The organism is Parendozoicomonas verongulae (assembly GCF_009711465.1).
Lineage (GTDB): Bacteria > Pseudomonadota > Gammaproteobacteria > Pseudomonadales > Endozoicomonadaceae > Sansalvadorimonas > Sansalvadorimonas verongulae.
This window is the reverse complement of sequence record NZ_SMME01000857.1, coordinates 21,153-42,806: the sequence shown is the minus strand read 5'-3', so window position 1 is coordinate 42,806 and position 21,654 is coordinate 21,153. Positions and strand designations below refer to the sequence as shown.

Below are 21,654 nucleotides of genomic sequence, written 5' to 3'. Positions count from 1 at the left end.
GGTTTAACTCTTTTTGGTAATGTCGGTTTTAAACCATTTCTCGGAGATAGCCTTGAGCGTTCCATCAGCACGCATGCCTTTCAGTGCCTTATTAACCTTCAGACGAAGAGCTTCGGACTGTTCGTTCTTCAGGAAGGGCAAGGAATTCTCGATGATTTCGATAGGCTCACCCGCTGGCTTGAGAGGCAGGCCAGACTTTTTCATCAGCTCGGCTGCTGACAGACGATCCATAATAAAAGCATCGGCACGACCCAGTACAACTTCCTGTTCGATACCTGTGTTGTAGGTGCGAACGTCGATATCACCGTTGGTATCATGAGCTTTGATCAGTTCTTCAAAGTTGGAACCGAGGTTTACAGCCACTGTTTTTCCGTGAAGATCACCCACACCATGGATGTCATCATTGTCATCACGCACAGTAATTTGCGCACCGTCAAACACGTAAGAGTCGGCGAAGTTATACTTCTCCCGACGTGCATCAGTCACGGTGATCTGGTTCGCGATAGTGTCGACGCGGTTGCTTTCCAGCATGCCAAACAGGCTGGAGAATGGACCGGTTACATATTCCACAGGGCGATTCATACGCTTGGCGATTTCAGTGGTCACATCCACTTCAAATCCCTGAAGCTCCCCATTTTCTGTATAACCAAAGGGGAAGTAACTTCCAGACATGCCCACTCTCAGTGGTTGAGCAGTGTCAGAGTCAGCTTTGTCCTGACTGCCACAGGCAACCAGAAAGACGGACATGGCAACAGCCAAAGCCGCCGAAGATAGACGACGAAACATAGACTTTACGCCTCAGATCATTTTTAAGAAGGAAGACAGATGCCACCGAAGGGGATATATCAGGGTAGGTGTTAGAGGTACAGCTGACAAACAAACTTTCCGGCAACGCGGATGAACAATACGTGAACAGATTCAGAATCAGAAGTAATCAATAGGTATTTATATATTCTTTAAAGTTATAAGCGCCTTGTGTCGTATAAACAAAAGGCGCCTGTTGTGTTTAAGGCTTGTTCAACCAGGCAAACCCTGTCTGAAAGGCGGCCTCCTGGAACTTCTTCAGGCCAGCGTCCCGTACATCAATCAGCAGAGGAGTTTTCTTCAGCTGTTCTTTAATCGCGCTGTTAAGCATCAGTTCTACGCGCACATCTGTGATTAGCTGAATTGCTGCTTCAATTTTAAAACCGTCAGCACCACCGGCGAACTTGCCCTTCTTGGGGCGCTCACGAATTACAACGTGACTGATCTGATAATCTTCCAGCACCTTGGCAAAGATGGACTGGAAGCGACGCAGCTGTTCGGTGTCGCTGGTTCTTTCGTCTGCCTTTTTCAGGGGGATGCGGGTTTGGCGACACTCGTGTGCGTTCATCAAACCGTTTTCCAGAGAGAGGAGGCAGAACAGAGCTTCGCTGCCCTGAATATCAACACTGCAGACTTTCATTATGTGAAAAGACCGAATAAATATCTGAATGGGTCATTATAACCTGAGAGCGTGCACAAATTGGGCAATATAGGTGAGATTACTGATGCGATGGCACAAACCGGTGCTATGTTTTGCTGGCTTTCAAAAAGAAGAGTTTACGCGAGTGTGCAACGACAGCGGTGAAAGAGCGCCCGGGCAAGTCAGGCCAGCGCAGGTTGGTTCCCTGAAAGTGATCGGAGTTGTCTCCCTTGGGGGCTTTCTTGAACTCTATGACTTTATCATCTACGCCATGATGGCAGGCTATATTGCCGACCACTTTTTCCCGACCCAGCATGAGATGATGTCCCTGCTGTTGGTGTTCTCCTCATTTTCTGCAGGTTACCTTGTACGGCCTTTGGGGGGCATTGTCTTCGGTCATATTGGTGATCGTTACGGACGTAAGGTCACTTTTGCCTGGAGTGTGCTGTTAATGGCTGGCAGTACTCTGTGCATGGCGCTTTTGCCAGGATACTCAGAGCTGGGTGTTCTGGCACCGGCTCTCCTGATCGGCTTGAGGCTGATTCAGGGGTTTTCTCTGGGAGGAGAAATTCCCGGAGCCATCACTTACTTACGGGAGACGCAGGCGCGGCCGGGGCTGGCGGGTGGCACTTTGTTTATGGCTCTGATGCTGGGTGTGGCCGGTGCGTCTTGCGTACACGCTTTTCTGCTGAGCTGGCTGGGGCACAACACAGTGGCAGAGTGGGGGTGGCGACTGGCGTTTGTTCTTGGGGGCAGCCTTGGATTTATCAGCTTTTATATTCGAAGGCGGTTTCAGGAATCTCCGGCTTTTCTGGCTTTGGTGGCTGCAAAACAGCATCATGGGACTCCTGCTATAGCGTTGCTACGCAACCACCGACGTGCATTGGTGACGGGTATTCTGGTTATGGGGATGACGGGAGCTGTGGCTACAGTGCTTCTGCTATTCGGGCCAAGCTACTACACCCGTGTGCTGGGGTATTCACCAGAAGATATCAGTTTTGCTATGGCTCTGTATTCTGCTGTGGTCAGCCCGTTGTGTCTGCTTGGTGGATGGCTGTGTGACCGCATAGAAGGCCGAAAGCTGCCTGTGTTAATGGCTTGCCTGTTGATAGCGGTTGTTATGCCGCTTTTTGCGTTCTGGATGGAAGGAAGTCATAGCGCATGGGTGATTGCTTTGCCTGCTGCGTTGATGGGGGCTTTTTATACAGGGGTGATTCCTGTCTTTCTGGCTACGTTGTTTCCGGCCCCCGTACGCTATTCCGGCATAGGGATAACCTACAACGTTGGGATGACTGTGTTTGGCGGCATGGCACCTCCCTGCATCATGGCTGTGGTGGAACTGACAGGGGATGTAGCAACACCGGGTTACTATCTGACTCTGGTGGGCTGTATTGGCCTGGTGGGAGCATTAGCGCTGAAGAACAAAACTCCGACAGAGCTATCAGGCCAAACGACAGGATAGCTCTGTCTGACTGTCTGTTTACACCGGTGGAACCTCAAGGGTGTTCAGAAACTCCGGCAGACTGTTCGCCAGTTTGCGGTGAGGGTTCTGCCCAACCCGCTCAGCCCAGACTTCACCAGTGGCATTCACAACAGAAAGAATAATTTCATCATTGTCGGTGACGGCAAAGAAAATGGTCGGCTCCTGTCGTTTTTTCTTCTTCATCATCAGATGCCCGATCAGGTTTTCCTGAAGGCGGTCAAAGTCATCACGGTTCCAGATTTGCAGAAGCTCCAGATCACCGTCTGTGCAGCGGGCCGGAATATGGCCACTGAAAAAGGCGGTAAAGTAGGTGCTCACATCAGGGTGGATAGACAAGCCCATTGCACTTTCCAGACCTTTAAAGTCCAGAGACGGGGAGCCTGTGACTGGCTGCCAGTAGGTCAGCTCAGAGTCAGGGTGCGCCTGCTCACAGGGGGAGAGCCACTGTTCATCCTTTTCGCAGACAGGTAAACAACCATGGATTTGTTTGTACTGATTCAGATAGTTGTTGTGAAACTGTTGCAGGGCCAGCTGAACGGCATTCGTGCTTTCCGTCATTGAAATACTCACTCTCAAGATGGGGACTCAGACTGCCCGGGCAAACGAGACAGCGTCCGATAGCCACCGTATACGCGGGTCAAAGTGGTTATCAGGCACAAGGCGCCGAAAATGAAGGCAAGGGTAGAGAATTGTTGGGGCCAAAGGCAAATAGCTACGTAAAACAGCAGAGTTTCTGTCCCTTCTGCGATGCCCCCAAGGTAATAGAGAGACTTGCTGTCAAACTGAATACGTTCAATCTGGTGTTTTTCCGCCATAATGGCAAAAGCCAGAAAGCTGCTGCCCGTGCCCATAAAACAGAAAAGCAGAAATGCCGCTGCCAGTGCGTTCTGTGCTGGATTCGCCAGTGCAAAGCCAAGAATCACTGCCGCATAGAAGATAAAATCCAGACAAATATCCAGAAAACCACCGGCATCAGTCGGCTGGGTATAGCGCGCCAGCGTACCATCAAGGCCATCCAGAACCCGGTTACTCATAATGGCAATCAGCGCCGGTATGTACCATTCCATTGCAAGCAATGGTACCGACAGCAGGCCGATCAGAAAACCCGCCAGTGTCAGCTGATCAGGGGTCACCTTTCCCACCAGTGATTTTGCCAGAAGGTTGAGCGGAGCTTGCACCCAGGCGTGTGTCCAGCGATCAATCATGTGCCACACCCTCTTTAACCAGCTCGATCACACGACCATTACAGTCCTGTTCATCGTGGGTGACCAGCAGAGCCGGAATATGTTTTTCCCGTACAGTATCGAATACGAAGGTACGAATCTGCTGGCGCAGGTGGGCATCCAGACGAGAGAAAGGTTCATCCAGCAGTAGTGCAGCGGGCTCTGCCAGCAGAGTGCGCATCAGGCTGATTCGGGCACGCTGCCCGCCGGAGAGGTTTTCCGGACGCATGTTGCCATAGCCCGATAAGTCGGCTGCACTCAGGGCATCGTCGATACGCCACTGGCGCTCTTTGGCACTGAGGCCCGGGTGCAGGGCAAAGGCCAGATTGCCATTCACCGTCATGTGGGGGAATAGCAGATCATCCTGAAACTGGAGGCCAACTCTGCGTTTTTCCATGGGTTTGTCTGTTACATCCTCCCCGTTAATCAGTACGCGGCCTGCACCGGTCACATGCGGGTGATGGGCACCACTGATATAAGAGAGCAGGATCGATTTTCCACAGCCGCTGGGACCCATCAGGGAGACCGTCTCACCGGGTGGCACTGTCAGGGAAAACTGGTGGAGCAAGGTACGGCCGGGAACAGCCAGCGTTATGTTATTGAGTTCAAGGCTCATAAAGTGGTGTCCTTCCACTGGCCGGGACGGAGCTGTCTTTACGGTGTTTCAACTGTGACCACTTAGGTGTCAGCAGTGCCAGGGCAAAGAACAACATGGGGATAAGCATCTGCATCAGTGCATAGAGGGCTAGAAGACGCCGGTTGCCGCCTGTGGCAAGGGCCACAGCTTCTGTCGTCAAGGTTTCAAAGCGGCCAGCTCCGGCCATCAAAGTGGGCAGGTAAAGGGCTGTACTGACAGCAATACCCAGCGCCAGAGTAGTCATCAGCGGGGTAAGCAGTATGGGGATTTTCACCTGCCAGAAGGTTTTCCAGGGGCAGCCGCACAAAAGCTTGCCCACATGGCTGTAACGCTGGTCATACTGTTCCCATGAACCGGCCAGGCTCAGATAACAATAGGGGAAGACAAACAAAAGATGGCAGGCAATCACAGCCGTTAATGTGCCATCCCAGTGGAAGGACACCAGAAATGCCTGAATACCCAAAAGAAAGGTCATCTGCGGCAGTAGCAGCGGCAGGTAGAAAAATGCTGTCATTAACCGCATTTTCCAGGGTTTGTGGGTAGGGCGGAACTCCAGGCACATCACACTTAGAACAATGCCAATGACAGCGCTGGCAAAGGCTATCACCAGCGTAGTCATTAACGGATCTATTAGTCTTGGGAAATCATCAAGCCAGGACTTCAGTGACCAGACCGATGGCAGGATATTTGGAAAGCGCCAGCGCCACGCAACTGTCCACAGGCTCACAACAACCAGAGTGGCCAGGGCCATAAATAGCATAACAATCCAGGTGCTGCGGCCTGCATGGACAAGGACCGGGTTTCGATGACCACGGTAGCCAGCTGTCATCCAGGTTCGCAGGTATCTCTTTAACGCGGCTTCTGCTCCCAGCCACATTCCGGCACCGGTAAGAACAATACCTAGTAATAGCAGAGAACCGGCAGCAGCCAACAGATACAGGGAAGCTTCAGGATCCTGTTGCCAGAACAACACCTGCACCGGCAGCAAAGGTGGCAGGTTCGGGCCGATAATCAGTGAGACATCCACAACCGAGAGGGAGAATGCCAGCACAATAAACACCGGCAGTCGTATCTTTGGGTAGATTTGCGGCCATGCCAGTTTCAACCAGCTTTGGGCGGTGGTATATCCCAGTGAACGCCCTGCAAGAACCAGGCGTCGTACCGGGGTCTGACTCACCGCAGACATCAGCATAAGGCACAGGAAGGGCGCTTCTTTCAATACCAGAGTGACAATCAGACTCAGCCCCAGTGGATCATTCACGGATAACACATCAGGGGGCCGGGCCCAATCCAGCGGGCCCGCCAGCAGGCGGCTGAACAAACCACTGGGAGCCAGCAGGAACAATACGCCAATGGCCAGTGCTGAGTGGGGAATTGCCAGCAAAGGTGCAAGGGCCTTTGAGGTGATGCTCCAAATGCGTGTTTGCCAGCAGCTGATGGCAAAAATACAGGTTAACAGCAGGCTGAGGGCTGTGGCTGTTAAACCGACAAACAGAGTGGTTAGCACCATCTCCCACAGGCCAGGTGTAGTCATCAGGGTTTGCCAGGGGGTCAGGGAGAAAGATTCAAATCCCAGAGCAGGAAACCAGCCGAAAGCGGGCAGCGAAACCCCTGCAAAACCGGCAATGGTAATGGCGGGAAAAATCAGGGCGATGGAGTAAGCCAGCGTGTAACCTGGCTTACTCTGATTATGATTACTGACAGCGCTCATTCAATACGACATCCAAGCCTTAGCGGTAACGCTGCAGCCATGCCTTCTCCAGAGCATCGACCCATGAGGGGTCTGGTTCCGGGCGGGGTGTGCCCAGCTCTTCCGGGTGCAGCGTGGCTATACCCAGCTTTTGGTTTTGGAACGCCTTGGCTTGAGCGGTATCGAGCTTTCCTGTGCTGAGAACGGTTGGATCCCCCCAGACTTTTGGGTCGGCTTTGTGCAGCTGGGCTTCTGGCGACATCAGAAAGTTAATCACAACTTCAGCGGCAGCCTTTGCCGAGCTGTTATAGGGGATAGCCAGGAAGTGAGTGTTACCAATAGTGCCGTTGCTGTGCACGTAGGTGCGCATAGTATCCGGCAGCTGCCCTTTATTGATGGCTGCTGACACTTCATTCGGGTTGAAAGTCAGGGAGATGGCCAGTTCACCGTCGTCCAACAGCGGAATCATCGTTGTGGCGCTGGTGGGAAAGGTACGGCCACTGCGCCACAGGTTCGGGTGCAGTTTGTCCAGATAGTTCCACAGGGGCTGGGTGACCTGATCGAAGTCCTCTTCGCTGACCGGTTGCAGCAGACGCTCCGGATGCGGGGTCAGCTCAGACAAAGCCTGTTTCAGAAAGGTCGTGCCAATAAAGTCAGGGGGCGCAGGATAGGTGAACAGCCCGGGGTTCTTTTGGCTAAAGGCCAGAAGCTCCTGCACACTGTCGGGTGGGTTCGGAACGGTTTCTGTGTCGTTAATAAATACCAGTTGTGCCATACCCCATGGGGCTTCCAGACCATCGGTGGGTTCCCCGAAGTCCATCACGGTGGTGGGTTTGTCTTGAGGGTCAATAAAGCGCCAGTTGGGCAGATCGTTGGCAAAAGGCCCAAACAGCAGGTTATTGCTTTTCATGGCACGGAAGTTTTCACCGTTGATCCAGACAAGATCAACGGAGCCATTGGTATCACGGCCAGCGGTTTTCTCTGCCAGAATACGGCTGACGACTGTGGAAATATTATCCACTTTCACATGGCGCAAAATGATGCCGTAACGGTCTTTTAACTGGTGGGAAGCCCAGAACAGGTAATCGTTGACAGACTCACTGCCTCCCCAGGCATTCATGTAAACGGTCTGACCTCTTGCTTCCTGCAGCGTCTCCTGCCAGCTGTTTGCGTAACTGAACGCTGAAACAGCAAGAAGGCAAGCGCAGGTGATTAGTTTTTTCAGGCTTTTCTGCAGAGGCATAGCAGATTCCGTGACCAGCATAATGAATAGATTGGGCTGGATAATGCCATTGTTTCCTTGGAAAAACAAAGGTATCACCGGCGCTTTCCAAAGAGAAATGGTGACAACCTGGTCAGAAGTAGTGAACTTGTTCTTTCTGTAGGCGCTCTATACGCCCTCACGTAACAAAAACAGAGGGAGGAGGTGTCTTGTTGAGCGGTTTCTACAAAAAAGGTTTCACCCAAAGCCTCTTTCGGCTATTGCTGGTATGGGTGGTTTGTACAGTGGCAGGGGGGCTGCCCATCACAGGAGAGGCCGCCGGTTATACGTTTCATATTTTTACGACCAGTAAGGCCGTTGATCAGGTAAGCGATGAAAACCTGAAAAAACTGCTGAAGGACAGGCCCCATGACCTGAGAGCGGGTGCTGCCTTACCCGATGGAGGGTATGTTAATGGTTTCTACTACTCGGAGATTTCCCACTGGCCCGATTTTCATGTGGCTTATTTTCAGTATGTGCAAGAGCTGTGTCAGGGGCAGCTCGACTCAGAGCTCTGCGAGCCTCTTATTGCCCATATGATGGGCATGATTGCCCATGGTTTTGAAGATGAGTCCTACGACACCTTGATGGACAGACGCTCGAGAAAGTACAAAGATACAGCTATCCAGAGCAATACCTTTCTCACCGGCCGGGACACCCTTATCGATAAATATCTGTTGCATGATCATATGTATCTGGTTGATCTGATACCGATCGGTGTTTCTCCCCTTGATGACCTGTATAAGGTTTTCCAGGGTATGGGGAACACCGATGTGACATATCAGCACCTGGCTGTAGGGGAGCAGAACATTCTGGCGGGAGCCGTGCTGAAAAGGGTGATAACCAACTACTGGTCAGACCTTCAGGACAGTGAACTGTATCCGTGGCTACGAAATAATTATGAAACTGCACCCGGTGGGGTGGAGTTTACCTCTGCGGCTTTAGCAAAACTGTGGAACTTCTATTGGGATCGTCTGCATCAAATCAACAGGCCCGCAGAGCCCACAATATTCCCGAGCGATGGGGGGGAGATCGCAGTTGACGAGGATGACCCCTGGAGTGAGTTCCACTTTCTTTCCGATCGCCCAATAGATAACGAAAGTTTTATCGGGGAGTACGATGCCATTGATCTGACAACGGGAGGTTTAGTGTCTCTTCTCATCCGGCGTCGTAATGGCTACCTGATCAGCTTTGTCCCGGACATGCCACTGACGCCGGGCCACCAATACAAAATCATCATTTCGCCGGGGATAAGGGATTATTGGGGGCAAGCCGTGTTGCAGAGCGAACTTAGCTGGACGGTTACAGCGAAAGCCAAACTTCAATAAAGAACGAGAGGAAAATAATGATGGAAACGCCGAGTTGTGTAGCAGCAATAACCCCGACAAGCTCTTGTCAGGAAATGCAATATATGGGAGCCGTGTCACCAGAGTTTGACAAACATAATAGCGAGTATGTGCACTTTCTTGATAAATCGGTGGACGTGACTCCGGCTCAGTGTGAACTGGGCTATTCACGGGAGGGGAATCCAATGACCCGCAAAAGTCGTTGTCGGTCCTGTGCTCTTGTCTGTTGTCACACTCTTATTAATCGTATTCAGAGGGCGTGCAATACTCGTGCACTGTTTATTTCAGGGATAGGAGGGGCGGCTGTTCTCGCAGGTGGTGCTGTTATTTCCATGAGCCTGCTGACGAATGGATTATCGCTGCAAACGATGCTGCCTAATGTGATGGCGGGAGCCGCTGCATCCAGTGCAGGTATGGCTGCAGGAGGGGGATTGGGGCTTGTGACTCTCTCTGTTGTGGGAACCCTGTGGTGGTGCGTATCATCCTGTCGGTATTTGTGCAGGAGCCCGGAAAACAGATTGTTGAAAGGCTTTAAAGAGGCTTACGACAAATATGAAGACCTTACCCGGCAGGAAAATTATTGTGGCCCCCTTCCTCCAGAAAAAGCCTTTTATAAAACGTATCTGGCGGATGGTTTTATGAAGCCCCGTGCAGCAGAATGCAAAAATATTCTGTTGCAACGGAATGCTGATCAGCAGGAAATGTACAAATACGGATTTGTTGCAGAGGCCTCAGTGGAGCACCATTACCCCAGCTCAGCCTCTGGCTTTTTTAGCCTCTGACTCGAGCTTCATACCGGTTAACGCCAGCTTTAACAGCCTGGCTGGATTTTTGGTAAACAACACCTCAATCAGCTGGCTAAATTTCCGGTATTTCTTCATGGTGCAGGGGTACCAGTTCGGCTCGATAGTATTGCTCTGTTTATCAATCAAAATCGATTTTGAGCGGGTAAATCCAAGCAGACCCTCTGCCCCTTTGGCTCGGCCAAAGCCGCTCTCTTTCACCCCCCCAAAAGGCAAAGCCGGATTCCCTTCTGTGAGCATAACATTATTGATACTGACAGCCCCCGCCTCCAATGCTCTTGCCACTCGTTCCGCTCGCTTCAGGTCTTTACTCCAGATGCTGGCGGTTAATCCGTAACAGAAACGATTCGTTTCCCGAATCACCTCGTTCTCACTGCTGAAGCGGTAAACGGGAATCAACGGCCCAAAGGTTTCTTCGGTGTGCAATGTCATATCGGGTGTAATATCTGTAATCACTGTAGGCAGATAAAAATTATCCCCCAGACGGTGACCACCGGTGAGAATCTTCGCCCCTTTGCTGCGGGCATCTTCCACATGCTGCTCAATAATATCCAACTGGAAATCTGTTGTGATGGCGCCAATGTCAGAGTCTCCCCGGTCGCCGGTATTCACCACCAGTTTTTCGGTCTCCATAACGAGTTGTTTAACGAACTCATCATAAATCGAGTCATGAATGTAGAGCCGCTCTACTGAGGTGCAGGACTGTCCGGCATTAGTCAATGCGCCCCAGAGTGCGCCGGCCACAGTGCGCTTCAGGTTGACGTCCTCAAAGACGATCATCTGGTCTTTGCCGCCTAACTCCATCTCAGCTGGAATCAACAGATCAGATACCTGCTTGAGAATGCGTTTGCCTGTGCGGGAAGAGCCAGTAAAGAAAATTTTGTCGGGCCTTGCAGTGATCAGTTGTTGAGCAGTGATACCCGTACCGTAGGCAAGCTGCACAGCACGCTTGATCAGTGGTGAGGCACTGAATACCTCTTCCAGTAATCCCTGCAAAGGTGTGAGTTCGGAGGGTTTGAGAATGACAGCATTACCAGCCAGAAAGGCACCGAGGGAAAATGTCATAGCTATATGGAAGGGATAGTTCCACGGAGCAATTTTCAGAATAACGCCATAAGGCTCGTGGTAGATGCGAGATTTTGTACCCAGCAGAGTGATGGGCGTAGATACTTTTTCATCTTTCAGTATCCTGGGGGCGTTATGAATGTTCCATTTTAGATTATCCAACACGCCAAGCACTTCTGAGACAAGTGCATCAGTGCGGGTTTTACCGGTTTCTTCACAAATACGGTCGACTATATATTCCTTATTATCCCGAATGTAATCCATTACCTGCTCAACAGCGTGTTGCCGTTGCTGGAGGGGCACTTGTCGCAGCTCTTCGGCCATAGTGCGAGCTTTATCAAAAAAGCGGTGTACCCCATCCTGACCGGCTTCCTGTAACCGGTAAATGGGCTGTCCGGTGACAGCCGATTTTACAACAATATTTTCACTCACGGGTCAGACTCCCTGTTCTTCTTTATTAACGGGGTTGTCGGGTGTGCAGGACACGTGGTAATCCATCGCCTCGTAAACACGGTTTGGTTGATAAGGATTCCCCTGACCGGAATAGTAAAGGGTAAAGATCATGCCTCTCAGGCCAAAGAGCAAAAGGCGAAGCTGTGAAGTCAATACATCGCTCCAGGTGGGCATGGAGTCAGCAGACTGCAATGTCTTGAGGAGCCAGCTCAGAGCAGCATTCGGGCAGATGCTCAGTATGGAAAGAACACGTTTGAGGGATTGGCGATCCCATTCAGGAGTTAGCGCTAAAACATCATCAATATTGTACAGACAGCCAGACTCCGAGAAAGAAGGAAAGTTATTTCCTGCAGGAACGAAGAGGTTACCTATGCGATTGATTGTGCAAAGCTGGCGCTGGTTCAGGTAGCGGGATGTTGCGTTCACAGACTCACCACCTTGTGGAGAGAGTATTCGGGCTGATTCGAGGTATCAGTGTACCCGCACTCTGCAAGCAGCACCTGGCTCGCCCTATGGCTTTGGGCCATGATAGTCAGGGATGGGTTAATACCCGGTGCCATGGGGTAAATGGAGCCATCGGCTATAACCAGGTTTTTGAAACCATGCACCTCAAAGCCATCATTCACAACAGAGTCAGCCGCCTTTTGCCCGATATTACAGCCTCCCATAAGGTGAAGAGCGATACACAGCGGCGATTCCATAATGCTTCTGGCTCTCACCGCTGCAAAGATATCCCGAATCTGCTGTTTGCCCGCCTCGGCTCGCTGGTGGTCGATATCGGATAAGGGCTTATCCAGCACCAAACGACCCTGGTTGTTGAGTTGTATCGTGCCTGGAATCTCATCCCTTATCGCTACCTCAATGCAGGCCATTTTCCGATACTCTGCCATAAAATCCTGATGCTCGAGGCCAAAGCCGGTTTTCAGCATGGCGATAGCGGCAGGGCCTGCAAACACGTTCTCCAGTTTGAAGCCCTGTTTGCGGAAGCGTATGTCATCGGATTTCAGAGCCTGAAATGCTCCTTTATGGGCGTCCACGATCTCATCCATTAAGGCAATAGTCATAAACTGCGGGTGGCAGTGGAAGCCTTGTCCAAGTGCGGGAAGCTCTACACCAAAACCAGACTTTAACAGTAGCTCTGTGGAGCCAAGGCTCCCTGCCGCAAGAATGCACTTGCGGCTATAAAGCACCTGCTGGTGGCCTTTATGGGAGCCGTAAACGGCAACCTGCTGTGGGCCGTGGATGATCTGTTGAACATGGAACTGTTCTTTCAGCTGTGCCCCCCTGGCAAGGGCGGATGGTAGAAAGGAGACTGCCATACTCTGCTTGGATTCACGGGGGCAGCCGCCTAAGCATACGACACAGTCATTGTTGGCATTGTTGCAGTTGTTTTGGCCTCGGCGCAGTGGGGCTCTCTGTAAGCCCAGCTTATCGAAGCCTTCGGCATACAGTCTGGCGTTGCCATTCCAGTCAGATTCTGAAATATATTCCAGATTCAGGTGGCTTTCGACTTCACTGTAGTGGGTGTCCATTGTGGCTCGGTTATAGAACGCAGCACCGGACTTCGTGCGGAAATCATCGAGAGCGATATCATCAAACCGATCCAGCAGGCAGTTATTAATGATGGTTCCGCCACCGGCTACCCTGGCCCGCAGGAAAACCGTGCGGGCATCTTTGCTGGGGTCCATACCGCCATTCCACATAAGCTGGGTATTGGCATGGAGTTCATCAGATGGGAACTCGTGGGCCTGGTAATGCTTGCCAGCCTCAAGCAGGCAGACATCCGCTCCTGCACTGCTGAGGTAATGCGCCAGTACGCTTCCGGATGCACCTGTTCCGATGATGATAAAATCGTAGACCTGTTTTTTTGATGTCATATCAGTTTATGAGTACGCCAGACCTAAAAGGATCCAAGTGCCCTCAGGCTAACCGATGGTGTATACAGAAAACTCAGGTTGGCTGCTCAGGGCGTTGAACAGGGTAGCTCAGGAATGCCCCGTCGGGGGCGTTCCCTTTTCGAATATGAAGTATTCGCTGGGGAAGCTCCATAATCACAGTGGCAATGGTGCCGGTATCGCCGTATCCGGGAATCAGGGATGTATGCCAGTTCTGTAGCACAGGCCATGTAGAGTGTGAACGGTCGGAGAGTAGCCTCTGCATGGTATTCACATTTTGCTGGCGCAGGATTGTTGTCAGCTCCGCCAGCGTTTTCAGACGTTCATGGGTGCCGGCAAAAGCCCCCCCCTCCGGGGTCATGCGCCTGCCAAGATAATGATTGGTATGCAGGCTGATACGGCCCGGCGGAGAAAGCAGCCAGTGGTTTTTCCCCGCATACTCAATGGTGAATTCCTTGCCAGTCTGGTTGGCCATTACCAGACAGCCAAGGCGTGATCCGGGGGCTGAGCGGGCGATACTCTGAGCCTGATCCAGTGTACTGGCCTCCAGAAGGGCGCGCATCACAATATGGAGAGGAACGCCTTCGCAGCGGCGCTTGAGGCGCAGCAGATTCATACATAAACCGAGGCCACAGCTGTTCAGGCCAATTTTTCCGATAATACCCGGCTCTGTCACGGTGAGAATCTGCAGTTCGCTGTTAATCGTGATATGCAGTAAAGCGACCAGATCCAGTAAAGGCTTGCTGAAATCCCAGTTCTGCCCAATCAGTCCGCTATCCCGAAAGGTAATTGAACTGCACTCCATTTGCTGGCTGATAAGCTCAGAGCGGGCATTCAGCACATAAATCCACTCTGGCGGCTGGTGAGCAGCGTCGGCAAGGGCATTGATTTCATCGCAATATTCCGGATGGAACCGGGCAATCTGATCTTGAAAATAGCGGCCGGTTTCCTGCACATCGGTTTCGCTCATTTTCAGCAGTCCGGCATAAAAAGCGATAGTGCTGGCAATGCTGTCAGCCAGTTGATGACCATGGGCGGCGCCCCGCTCTTCTGCAGAACCAGACAGGGCTATCAGGGGGAAGGTGTCGTTCATAGCAGAAGCATCATTAATGGTATTAATCCTGATTTCTGACATGGATCAATGGCGGGATTTTAAAGTGTGGTACAAACTGGTTGGGTTCATTTCTATCATCAGGGTTTACCAATGAAAAGGATTACCATTTTTGGTCGTTCTGGTTGTGGTTTCTGCACCCGTGCCAAGGAAGTGTGCGAAAACAAACACGAAGCAGGCATCAGCCAGGCTGATCTGGAAAAGACTGTTGGTAAGAAAGTAGAAACTCTGCCACAAATTTTCCACGGTCAGGAGTACATTGGTGGTTACACCGAGCTGGATGCTTTCCTGAAAGAAAAGGGTATTGTTCCTGCTGCCTGATCCTGCATGGCGGCCATGCCCTGGGTTCGCCAATCTTCTGGACATAGCTTAGTATCAATAGATTAAGTCTATTTTGATACGATCCAGGGAGGGATCTGATGGCTGTGCATACGCCTTTTAGTTATCAGGTATCCGCCTACGATTGTGTCCCCATCTCTTTTATTAATGCACTGGCATATCTGTTCGACAGAGACGATATTCCTCCGCTGGTGATTCAGAAAATCTACCTTTACTGCCTGGATACTGTGACTAATCAGGGCGAGCTGGGTCATGGTACAACAGGTCTGGCTGTTGCATTGCTGGGCAACTGGCTGCAAAAGTATCGAGATGATGCCTTCTCCCTGACTACAAGCTATCTGGAGCGGGATCATTTTTCAGTGATTGATAAGAGCCCGCTGTCTGACTGTCTTAGTCGCAAGGGCACAGCACTGGTGCGTTTGCATACCGGAAAAAATCTTTGGCACTACGTACTGGCTCTGTCCATGGATGGTGAGTGGTTTTACTGCTTTGACCCCTGCCGAAGAAAGCAGCGCAGTATTGTAACCGGGCAGGTGGAATATTTGCCCGATGCCAAAGAGCAGCAGCCCAATCTTCGTATTCGGCGACAATGGCTGGATACTCTTTCCAACCGCAAGCGATTCTGCTTAGGCACCCTTCGGGAACGGGAGTGTCTGCTGATTGAGAGACTCAAAGAATAGTATTTGACAGTGCCCATTAAAAAGCCCCGAACAGCTTATGCTGCCCGGGGCTTTTTAATGCTGAGCTTGCTTAAGGATTAAGCGGTTTCTGCAACCAGACCTTCGGTCTTGTCCAGGGCGTCAGCTTTAGCCAGCATCTTGCGGATGATAGCGGAGGAGGCCAGAGCCACACCTACCATGACAACCGCAGCAGCAGACAGCACGAAGAAATAATCACCGTATACAGTCTGAACGAACTGTTGAGTGATTTCCTGACCCTTTTCTACCGCGATGGAGCCAGAAATAACAGCACCGATGATACCAGACAGTGCCATAGCGACGGAGAACAGAGATACAGAGAAACCTTCGATGTGCTTAGGTGTTACAGACAGGATGAAGGCAACAACCAGAGAACCTACGATAACTTCACCGAAGGCCAGGAAGGCGTGGATCCAGAAGAACACTTGAGGACGGATGACAACGTCTGTGCCTATGCCGCGTACAGCCATGGTCAGGATGCCGAAAGCTGCAGCCGTCAGAACGAAGGAACCGGCAATTTTGGTTGCGGTAGACAGGTTGATACCGCGCTTCTCCAGCATGGTGAACAAGGTTGTCAGGGCCGGGCCTGCTACGATGCACCACAGTGGGTTCAGAGCCATGGACGCTTCAGGAGCCAGAGGGATGAAGCCGAACAGGTCGCCACGCATGGTGTTAATAGATACCAGCGTCATGGAGGTCATCATCTGACCATAGTATACGAAGAATGCAGTGGTCAGCACGGTCATGATCAGGATGGTGCCCATGCGCAGGGATTCCGCTTTACTGGATTTCATCATCAGGGTGATAAAGTACAGAACGGCTGCAGCACCGATGGCGTATACAACGTACTGACCGGTTTCCATGTCAGAGAACATGAAGAACACCATGCCCAGCATCGCTACAGACAGAACCAGGAAAATACCTATGTTCTTAGCGCTCACTGGTTTCTTGTCGATCTCTTCACCGATTTCAACCATAGGCTTGTGGAAGATGAACAGCGCAGCAGCAGCCAGGCCCGCCATAACGCCAGACAGCGCAAAACCACCGTTAAAACCGATAACCAGTACAAACATGGGGTACAGGTACTGACCCAGCAGTGCGCCCACGTTGTTTACGGAGTAGTTAATGGGGTAACAGTTTTCAAAGTCTTCCTGAGACTTGAAGGTTCTTCTGTACAGCGTTGGGTAAGAAGGAGACATCAGGCCACGGGCATAGGATGCCAGAGCGATACCCAGCAGAGACATTGGCACGTTGACTGCGGAGGCACCCAGAACCAGCAGAGCGTAACCGCTTGCGAAGCTTATATAGGCCAGAGTCAGGGAGCGCTTGGCGCCCAGGAACTTATCGGAGATAAAACCACCGGCAATAGCGAACAGGGGGCCGATGGAAGAGAATGCGCCCACAACCATCATGGTGTCGGCTTCGCTGTAGTGCAGTTTTTCCAGGAAGAAACGTGTCAGGGTAACCATGACACCATAGAAAGATAAGCCAAACATCATTTGGCAGAACATCATTGACTTATTCAGTCTATTCCACATAAAGGCTCCGTTTATATTGCTAAGCGATAAGACGCAAATGCTTGCCACTGTAAAGAGTGCGTGAGGTCTGCTGAGAGTCAGGTTTCACGAACAGAAAAAAACTCTCTGTCGAATACAATTTGGTCAGTGAATAATGCAGGAAGGTTTATACCAAAAACTATCGTTAAAAATGCTGTCCCAGAGCATGCTTTCGTTCAAAAAAGCAGGTGTTTTTACTGATTTTTGCAGTGTTTTTATAAGGTTGTCATGCGTGAGAAGACATTCTTGCAGGGGTTCGAAGAGTATTTTTAATAGGGAGATGTATTGCCATCATGTTTTTTTTCTTTGAAAGGTCTCACTGCCGATAGAATTCGCTATTTTACAAATGTCAATAGTTGTACATTTTTTGTAGGTAGTTGTGCTGTTCTGATTTCGCAATATTTACGACATTTGTTGAATGATCAGGCGAATAGACATTATTAAACAAACCATCACAATAACGGGGCGAATTAATCTCTGCCCTTTAGTAAGAACCATGCGTGAGCCAATACGTGCACCAATAAACTGCCCTCCCATCATGGCAAAACCCAGGGTCCACAAAATATGGCCACCCAGGATAAAGAAGGCTAGCGCTGCGAGGTTAGACGTGCAGTTCAAGACTTTCGTGTGAGCGGTGGCCTTCGCTAGTGACATGCCCAGCAGGGAGACAAAGGCCATGGCAAAGAATGAACCAGTGCCGGGGCCAAAGAAACCATCGTAAAAACCAATACACAGACCGCAAGTCATAGCAAAGGTTTTTAAGGAGATCTTCTGTTCACCACCTTCGAGATTTTTTGAAAATAGAAAATAAGTGGCGATCAAAACCAGCATCACCGGCACAGCTGTCACCAGAAAGCCTGCATCAATATGCTGTACAAGCAAGGTGCCACACATACTGCCAAAGAATGTGAAGGCCATGGGAATCACCATTTCCCGAAGGTTAACCATCCCTGCCCGGACAAAATAAAAACTGGCACTGAAACTGCCTGCAGAAGATTGCAGCTTATTAGTGGCCAGGGCGCTGACGGGAGGTACGCCAATAGAGAGCATGACCGGAATTGTTATCAGACCACCACCACCTGCCATAGCATCAATACAGCCAGCCACAGTGGCTACAAAAAACATCATTAGAAGAATGTCAGGGGAGAATGCTTCCACTGGCTTGGTTACCTGTCAGCGTAAAGAGTGTATAGAGAAGAGGGTGGCGGCCATCATAACCGCCACACACCCTGAAAGCACCTGTGACAAATCGAAGAAAGGAGAACTGTTAAGCACAATGCCCTGAGGCTGAGATTCCTGCCTGATGGGCCTGCTCTAAAAAGGGGGGCTTGCGGCGGGGTTTGCCTGTGTTCAGGTCTATGCAAACGTATTCCATATCAGCCCGAAGCAGAGTGCGCTTATCCGCCACCCGGATGATCTGAAAGTGACGAGTCATACGCAGGCGGTCGCCGCCGGTGAGCCAGGTGCCAATATAAATCAGGTCGTTGGCTTTGGCTGCGGCCAGATACTGAATATGCGTTTCGGTCACAGCCATACCCGCTCCGTGTTTCTTCCACGCTTCCCAGGGGGCGCCCAGCTGGGTGATATGCTGCCAGCCGACATCTTCCAGCCAGTGGATATACTGAACGTTGTTGACGTGGCCGAGCCGATCCAGATGCTCCATGCCACAGGACATTCGCGAGATGAACGGATTAGGCAGGTCCCAGGGCAGTGCTGTGCGAGGCATTGGCAAACTCCATACAGGTTTCCCAACATACTAACGCACTTACAGAGTCAGAGAAAGTCTTTTCCCACTGGAAAGGCTCCACTTATAGAAAAATTTACCGGAGGGAGATCCCAGGGATTCAATAGTCTGGCGAGGCAGTTCTAAGACGTATGACCACTGAACAGAAACGCTATGCTGGAGAGAGCAGCTTAGAAAATAGACAGGTGAACATGGATGAAAATACTAACGATGCTTGTCACTATTGCAGCACTGACCTTTGTGAGTTCACACACTTATGCTGCAACCAAGGCCGAGAAACAAATTAAACAATGCCAAAAGTGGAAGGATAAGATAAAAAAATACGACGAGCTTCGCCGAAAAGGCGGCAAAGCCAAAGATATGGATAAGTGGTATCGGGCAAGGGAAGATCTTCAGGCTAAGTTCTCAGATAAAAACTGTCGGCGCTGGAGACACCAGCTTGAATAACAACGCTAAAGAAACCGACACCTGAGGATGTCGGTTTCTGTACATTTACGCGGTTACCTGATTAGCCTCTTCTGCCTCAATCGAAGCAATAATGTCCTGATAAAGCTCCAGACTGGCCCTGGCGCTTTCCACATCAATGGTGCCCATGGCAAAACCGGCATGCACCAGTACGTAATCGCCTGCTTTTAGCTCATCAAGTATTAAGTGACGGCTGATACGCCGCTGTACACCCATGGTCATAACCGTCAGAGTGTTGTCCTCAGGGTGAATCTCCACCACTTCGGAAGGAATGGATAAACACATCCTTTAAACCTTATTTTTGAGAAAAATGCTCTTCTAAAGCGGTGACACCGGCTTCCAGAAGGGGGCCATCGATAGCCTGCTGTGGGTTAACATGGAGGGTAAAGTTTTTCTCCAGACGCAAACATACGCGCTGTCCCAATAACTCATTCGTAAATGCGCTGCCCGCCAGAGCTACAGTCGGAGTCCCCACCTGTTTATCCAGGTGTTCTATCCATGTACTGATAGCATCCGCCAGAGAATCCATTAAACCGTAAGCCAGCTTCTCCACAGGAGCGCCTGCCAAACGAAAGCTTAACAGGGAGCCAAGTGTCTGCTTCCAATCATACGACCAGTGGCTATCAATTTTCTGTGTTTCATAATCGATGCGGGGAGCGTTTTGTCCCCTATTGGACAGAGCCGTAGCCTGCAGCCGATCAGCCAGAAATGTTTTGTTGCGGGAACGAAGACTTTGGTCCGCCAATCCGATAAGGGCTGCAGAGTAGGCCCAAAGAGTTTCCAGGTTGCCGGTGGGGGCAGCAAACTCCAGCGTCATCAGTCGAGCATACTCTTCAGGGAAAGCCTGCTGGAATTTCGCCAAAATAGTTTTCTGCGAGGAGTTTTGCAGCTGCTCAATCACATCACGGCCACTGTCAGGTAATGTTGGCATCTCAAAAAACAGAGAAGGGCGCTTATCACTATCCAGTGCCACAATCTGGCTGTTGAATTGCTGGCTGAGGTAGATCACAGCAGTATTGCGGTTGTCAGAGAGATTCAGTGTGCTGCCTAATAGAGCAAATGAGCCTGCTGTCTGATCGTTAATATCTGATGCCAGAGAACCAGCCTGTTGCGCCTGTGCAATCCATTGGCCTTTCAAACGCAGCATGCGGGGGTGAGTACCGCCCTGCATATACACCTGATCGATACCAGCGTCACTGAGCAGCTTGCAAAGAACCGTCAATAGTCGTGTATTGGCAAAAGCAATTTCATAGAGAGTGCCCTCATCACTCACACTCAGAAGAGGTTTCTCAAGACTGGATAGAGCTTGCAGTTGCACCGGGGAAACCTGAAAGCGTTCCTGGGTTTTCTCTGGTGAACAGATCAGTAAATGTTGCCTTACCTCTCCCTCAAAGGGGGTCAGGCTAAGAGTGAGTGAAGAAGACAATGATATTTGCCCTTCACTGTTCAGAGTCGTGACAAAGTGCTGAATATCGGCAAGCGTTAAAGCTTCGGTATTGATTTCACCGTGACAGCAGGAGCAGGCAACAGCAATATTTCCGAACTGTGCAGATTCAGGGTTGCTGAAGCTGTCAAGGCACTGATGGCAGAAGGGAGTGCCGACACTCTCAGCTTTGAGAGGTGTATCAGCTCCCAGCCGTTCTGTACTTTCTGTAATGTCTTGCACCCGGGCATCTGTAAGCCAGCAGGAGAGTATAAAGTCTTTGGATACGGAGTCTGCCAGAGCTTCCAGCTCATGCTGCTCGCCGTTTGCTTCCAGAATGTAGCTATCGTCTTTTTCAGCAACTTTTAGAGCCAGCGTGTCGTTATACTGTTTAAGGTAGTGATTGCACAAACGGGCATAAAACGGTACTGGCTGTGTGCAGGAAAAGGTAAAGCGGATGGTTTTCATTGTGCCGTCACGCCACGTTTGTAAGAATCAGGAATCAGGGATTCGATGGATATGTTATTGACTCGCTCACAGCTAAAGCCAAGGCTTTCCAGTTGTTTAATCAGAGCTGTTTCCATTAAAGGAATGGCTGCGAGAATCTGTTCGGTTAAGCCCAGTGTCATGGGTTCAAGAACCGTAGGAACCACACCGAGAATCCACGTTTTCGGGCGATCGCCCACCATCTCCATCATGGTCAGGGTTTGTAGCATCTCCACTTCATGGGCGCTGCCCTGCCAGTCAATCTCTGGTGGCGCATTGTCAAAATCGAAGAAGTACACCTCGCCTGGTGAGGCATCACCGGCATTCACTGTGTCAACCACAATCAACTGATCGTAATTGCAGATGATGGGGGTGAGACCCTGAGCCAGTGTACCACCGTCAAGCATATCAAGTGTTTGCTGAGCGGGCGGGATAATGGAATAGTTTTCCTGGATATAGTTAACGAAATGAACGCCGACACCTTCGTCGGCGAACAGAACGTTACCAATCCCTAAGAGAAGGGTTTTCATAG

23 protein-coding genes are annotated in these 21,654 nt (G+C 50.8%); 6 read left to right on the top strand and 17 right to left on the bottom strand.

The annotated features are described in order from the left end of the window. Positions 1-3: 3 nt before the first annotated feature. Both E1189_RS16515 and E1189_RS16510 read right to left on the bottom strand, forming a co-directional pair. Positions 4-786 (bottom strand): amino acid ABC transporter substrate-binding protein, encoded by a 783-nt coding sequence (locus E1189_RS16515; RefSeq protein ID WP_155161604.1) that lies wholly within the window; start codon positions 784-786, stop codon positions 4-6. A 220-nt stretch (positions 787-1,006) separates the two neighbouring features. Continuing rightward, on the bottom strand, positions 1,007-1,444 hold the full coding sequence (locus tag E1189_RS16510; protein ID WP_155161602.1) for a DUF3010 family protein: 438 nt from the start codon (positions 1,442-1,444) through the stop codon (positions 1,007-1,009). 85 nt (positions 1,445-1,529) lie between these two features. Here E1189_RS16510 and E1189_RS16505 point away from each other — a divergent pair, with 85 nt between their 5' ends. Continuing rightward, entirely contained in the window at positions 1,530-2,906 is a 1,377-nt protein-coding gene (locus tag E1189_RS16505; RefSeq protein ID WP_155161600.1) for an MFS transporter, read from the top strand. An 18-nt stretch (positions 2,907-2,924) separates the two neighbouring features. Here E1189_RS16505 and syd read toward each other — a convergent pair whose 3' ends face one another. The 5 genes from syd to E1189_RS16480 are packed head-to-tail and all read right to left on the bottom strand — an operon-like array spanning position 2,925 to position 7,789. Next, entirely contained in the window at positions 2,925-3,485 is a 561-nt protein-coding gene (gene syd, locus E1189_RS16500) for a SecY-interacting protein (RefSeq protein WP_155161599.1), read from the bottom strand. Positions 3,486-3,499: 14 nt separating this feature from the next. Beyond that, the gene (locus E1189_RS16495; protein WP_155161596.1) at positions 3,500-4,132 is read right to left on the bottom strand and encodes a CDP-alcohol phosphatidyltransferase family protein; all 633 of its coding nucleotides are present in this window, start codon (positions 4,130-4,132) and stop codon (positions 3,500-3,502) included. Further along, on the bottom strand, positions 4,125-4,766 hold the full coding sequence (locus tag E1189_RS16490; RefSeq protein WP_155161595.1) for an ATP-binding cassette domain-containing protein: 642 nt from the start codon (positions 4,764-4,766) through the stop codon (positions 4,125-4,127). Before E1189_RS16490 ends, E1189_RS16495 begins: the two co-directional genes overlap by 8 nt. Beyond that, complete coding sequence (locus tag E1189_RS16485; protein WP_155161593.1) at positions 4,756-6,498, bottom strand: ABC transporter permease; 1,743 nt, start codon at positions 6,496-6,498, stop codon at positions 4,756-4,758. The genes E1189_RS16490 and E1189_RS16485 overlap by 11 nt, the downstream gene beginning before the upstream one ends. Positions 6,499-6,517: 19 nt before the next feature. Then, a complete protein-coding gene (locus tag E1189_RS16480; RefSeq protein WP_230460468.1) occupies positions 6,518-7,789 on the bottom strand; it encodes an ABC transporter substrate-binding protein in 1,272 nt (423 codons plus the stop codon). A 122-nt stretch (positions 7,790-7,911) separates the two neighbouring features. Between E1189_RS16480 and E1189_RS16475 the strand changes: the two genes are divergently transcribed. Both E1189_RS16475 and E1189_RS16470 read left to right on the top strand, forming a co-directional pair. Continuing rightward, a complete protein-coding gene (locus E1189_RS16475) occupies positions 7,912-9,066 on the top strand; it encodes a hypothetical protein (protein ID WP_155161591.1) in 1,155 nt (384 codons plus the stop codon). A gap of 83 nt (positions 9,067-9,149) precedes the next feature. Then, positions 9,150-9,866 carry a hypothetical protein gene (locus E1189_RS16470; protein ID WP_155161589.1) on the top strand — a complete coding sequence of 239 codons (717 nt, stop codon included), beginning with the start codon at positions 9,150-9,152 and terminating at the stop codon, positions 9,864-9,866. Here E1189_RS16470 and E1189_RS16465 read toward each other — a convergent pair. The 4 genes from E1189_RS16465 to E1189_RS16450 form a co-directional block, all read right to left on the bottom strand. Next, on the bottom strand, positions 9,840-11,384 hold the full coding sequence (locus E1189_RS16465; RefSeq protein WP_329602089.1) for an aldehyde dehydrogenase family protein: 1,545 nt from the start codon (positions 11,382-11,384) through the stop codon (positions 9,840-9,842). The two genes, E1189_RS16470 and E1189_RS16465, sit on opposite strands and share 27 nt — an antisense overlap. Before the next feature lie 3 nt (positions 11,385-11,387). Further along, positions 11,388-11,831 carry a hypothetical protein gene (locus E1189_RS16460; protein ID WP_155161587.1) on the bottom strand — a complete coding sequence of 148 codons (444 nt, stop codon included), beginning with the start codon at positions 11,829-11,831 and terminating at the stop codon, positions 11,388-11,390. After that, the gene (locus E1189_RS16455) at positions 11,828-13,282 is read right to left on the bottom strand and encodes a GMC family oxidoreductase N-terminal domain-containing protein (RefSeq protein ID WP_155161585.1); all 1,455 of its coding nucleotides are present in this window, start codon (positions 13,280-13,282) and stop codon (positions 11,828-11,830) included. The genes E1189_RS16460 and E1189_RS16455 overlap by 4 nt, the downstream gene beginning before the upstream one ends. Before the next feature lie 73 nt (positions 13,283-13,355). Then, positions 13,356-14,435 carry a C45 family autoproteolytic acyltransferase/hydrolase gene (locus E1189_RS16450; RefSeq protein ID WP_155161583.1) on the bottom strand — a complete coding sequence of 360 codons (1,080 nt, stop codon included), beginning with the start codon at positions 14,433-14,435 and terminating at the stop codon, positions 13,356-13,358. A gap of 69 nt (positions 14,436-14,504) precedes the next feature. On the opposite strand from E1189_RS16450, the gene E1189_RS16445 reads away from it, so the two are divergent. Further along, positions 14,505-14,732, top strand: a complete 228-nt coding sequence (locus E1189_RS16445) for a thioredoxin domain-containing protein (protein WP_155161581.1) — start codon at positions 14,505-14,507, stop codon at positions 14,730-14,732. 98 nt (positions 14,733-14,830) lie between these two features. Then, positions 14,831-15,430 carry a hypothetical protein gene (locus E1189_RS16440; protein ID WP_155161578.1) on the top strand — a complete coding sequence of 200 codons (600 nt, stop codon included), beginning with the start codon at positions 14,831-14,833 and terminating at the stop codon, positions 15,428-15,430. Between the two features lie 77 nt (positions 15,431-15,507). Here the strand turns inward: E1189_RS16440 and E1189_RS16435 are convergent, their stop codons facing one another. The 3 genes from E1189_RS16435 to E1189_RS16425 all read right to left on the bottom strand — a co-directional run bounded on the left by E1189_RS16435 (position 15,508) and on the right by E1189_RS16425 (position 18,730). Further along, positions 15,508-16,959 (bottom strand): peptide MFS transporter, encoded by a 1,452-nt coding sequence (locus tag E1189_RS16435; RefSeq protein WP_329602091.1) that lies wholly within the window; start codon positions 16,957-16,959, stop codon positions 15,508-15,510. A 447-nt stretch (positions 16,960-17,406) separates the two neighbouring features. After that, the gene (locus tag E1189_RS16430; protein ID WP_329602088.1) at positions 17,407-18,162 is read right to left on the bottom strand and encodes a TSUP family transporter; all 756 of its coding nucleotides are present in this window, start codon (positions 18,160-18,162) and stop codon (positions 17,407-17,409) included. A gap of 109 nt (positions 18,163-18,271) precedes the next feature. After that, positions 18,272-18,730 carry an acyl-CoA thioesterase gene (locus E1189_RS16425; RefSeq protein ID WP_155161574.1) on the bottom strand — a complete coding sequence of 153 codons (459 nt, stop codon included), beginning with the start codon at positions 18,728-18,730 and terminating at the stop codon, positions 18,272-18,274. A gap of 213 nt (positions 18,731-18,943) precedes the next feature. Here E1189_RS16425 and E1189_RS16420 point away from each other — a divergent pair, with 213 nt between their 5' ends. Continuing rightward, on the top strand, positions 18,944-19,195 hold the full coding sequence (locus E1189_RS16420; RefSeq protein WP_155161572.1) for a hypothetical protein: 252 nt from the start codon (positions 18,944-18,946) through the stop codon (positions 19,193-19,195). A gap of 45 nt (positions 19,196-19,240) precedes the next feature. Here E1189_RS16420 and E1189_RS16415 read toward each other — a convergent pair whose 3' ends face one another. Genes E1189_RS16415 through E1189_RS16405 form a run of 3 tightly spaced genes read right to left on the bottom strand, consistent with a single transcriptional unit; the run spans position 19,241 to position 21,652 of the window. After that, a complete protein-coding gene (locus tag E1189_RS16415) occupies positions 19,241-19,498 on the bottom strand; it encodes a HypC/HybG/HupF family hydrogenase formation chaperone (RefSeq protein ID WP_155161570.1) in 258 nt (85 codons plus the stop codon). Between the two features lie 10 nt (positions 19,499-19,508). Continuing rightward, a complete protein-coding gene (locus E1189_RS16410; protein WP_155161568.1) occupies positions 19,509-21,104 on the bottom strand; it encodes a Kae1-like domain-containing protein in 1,596 nt (531 codons plus the stop codon). Next, entirely contained in the window at positions 21,101-21,652 is a 552-nt protein-coding gene (locus tag E1189_RS16405) for a HyaD/HybD family hydrogenase maturation endopeptidase (protein ID WP_155161566.1), read from the bottom strand. The genes E1189_RS16410 and E1189_RS16405 overlap by 4 nt, the downstream gene beginning before the upstream one ends. Between the last annotated feature and the right edge of the window lie 2 nt (positions 21,653-21,654).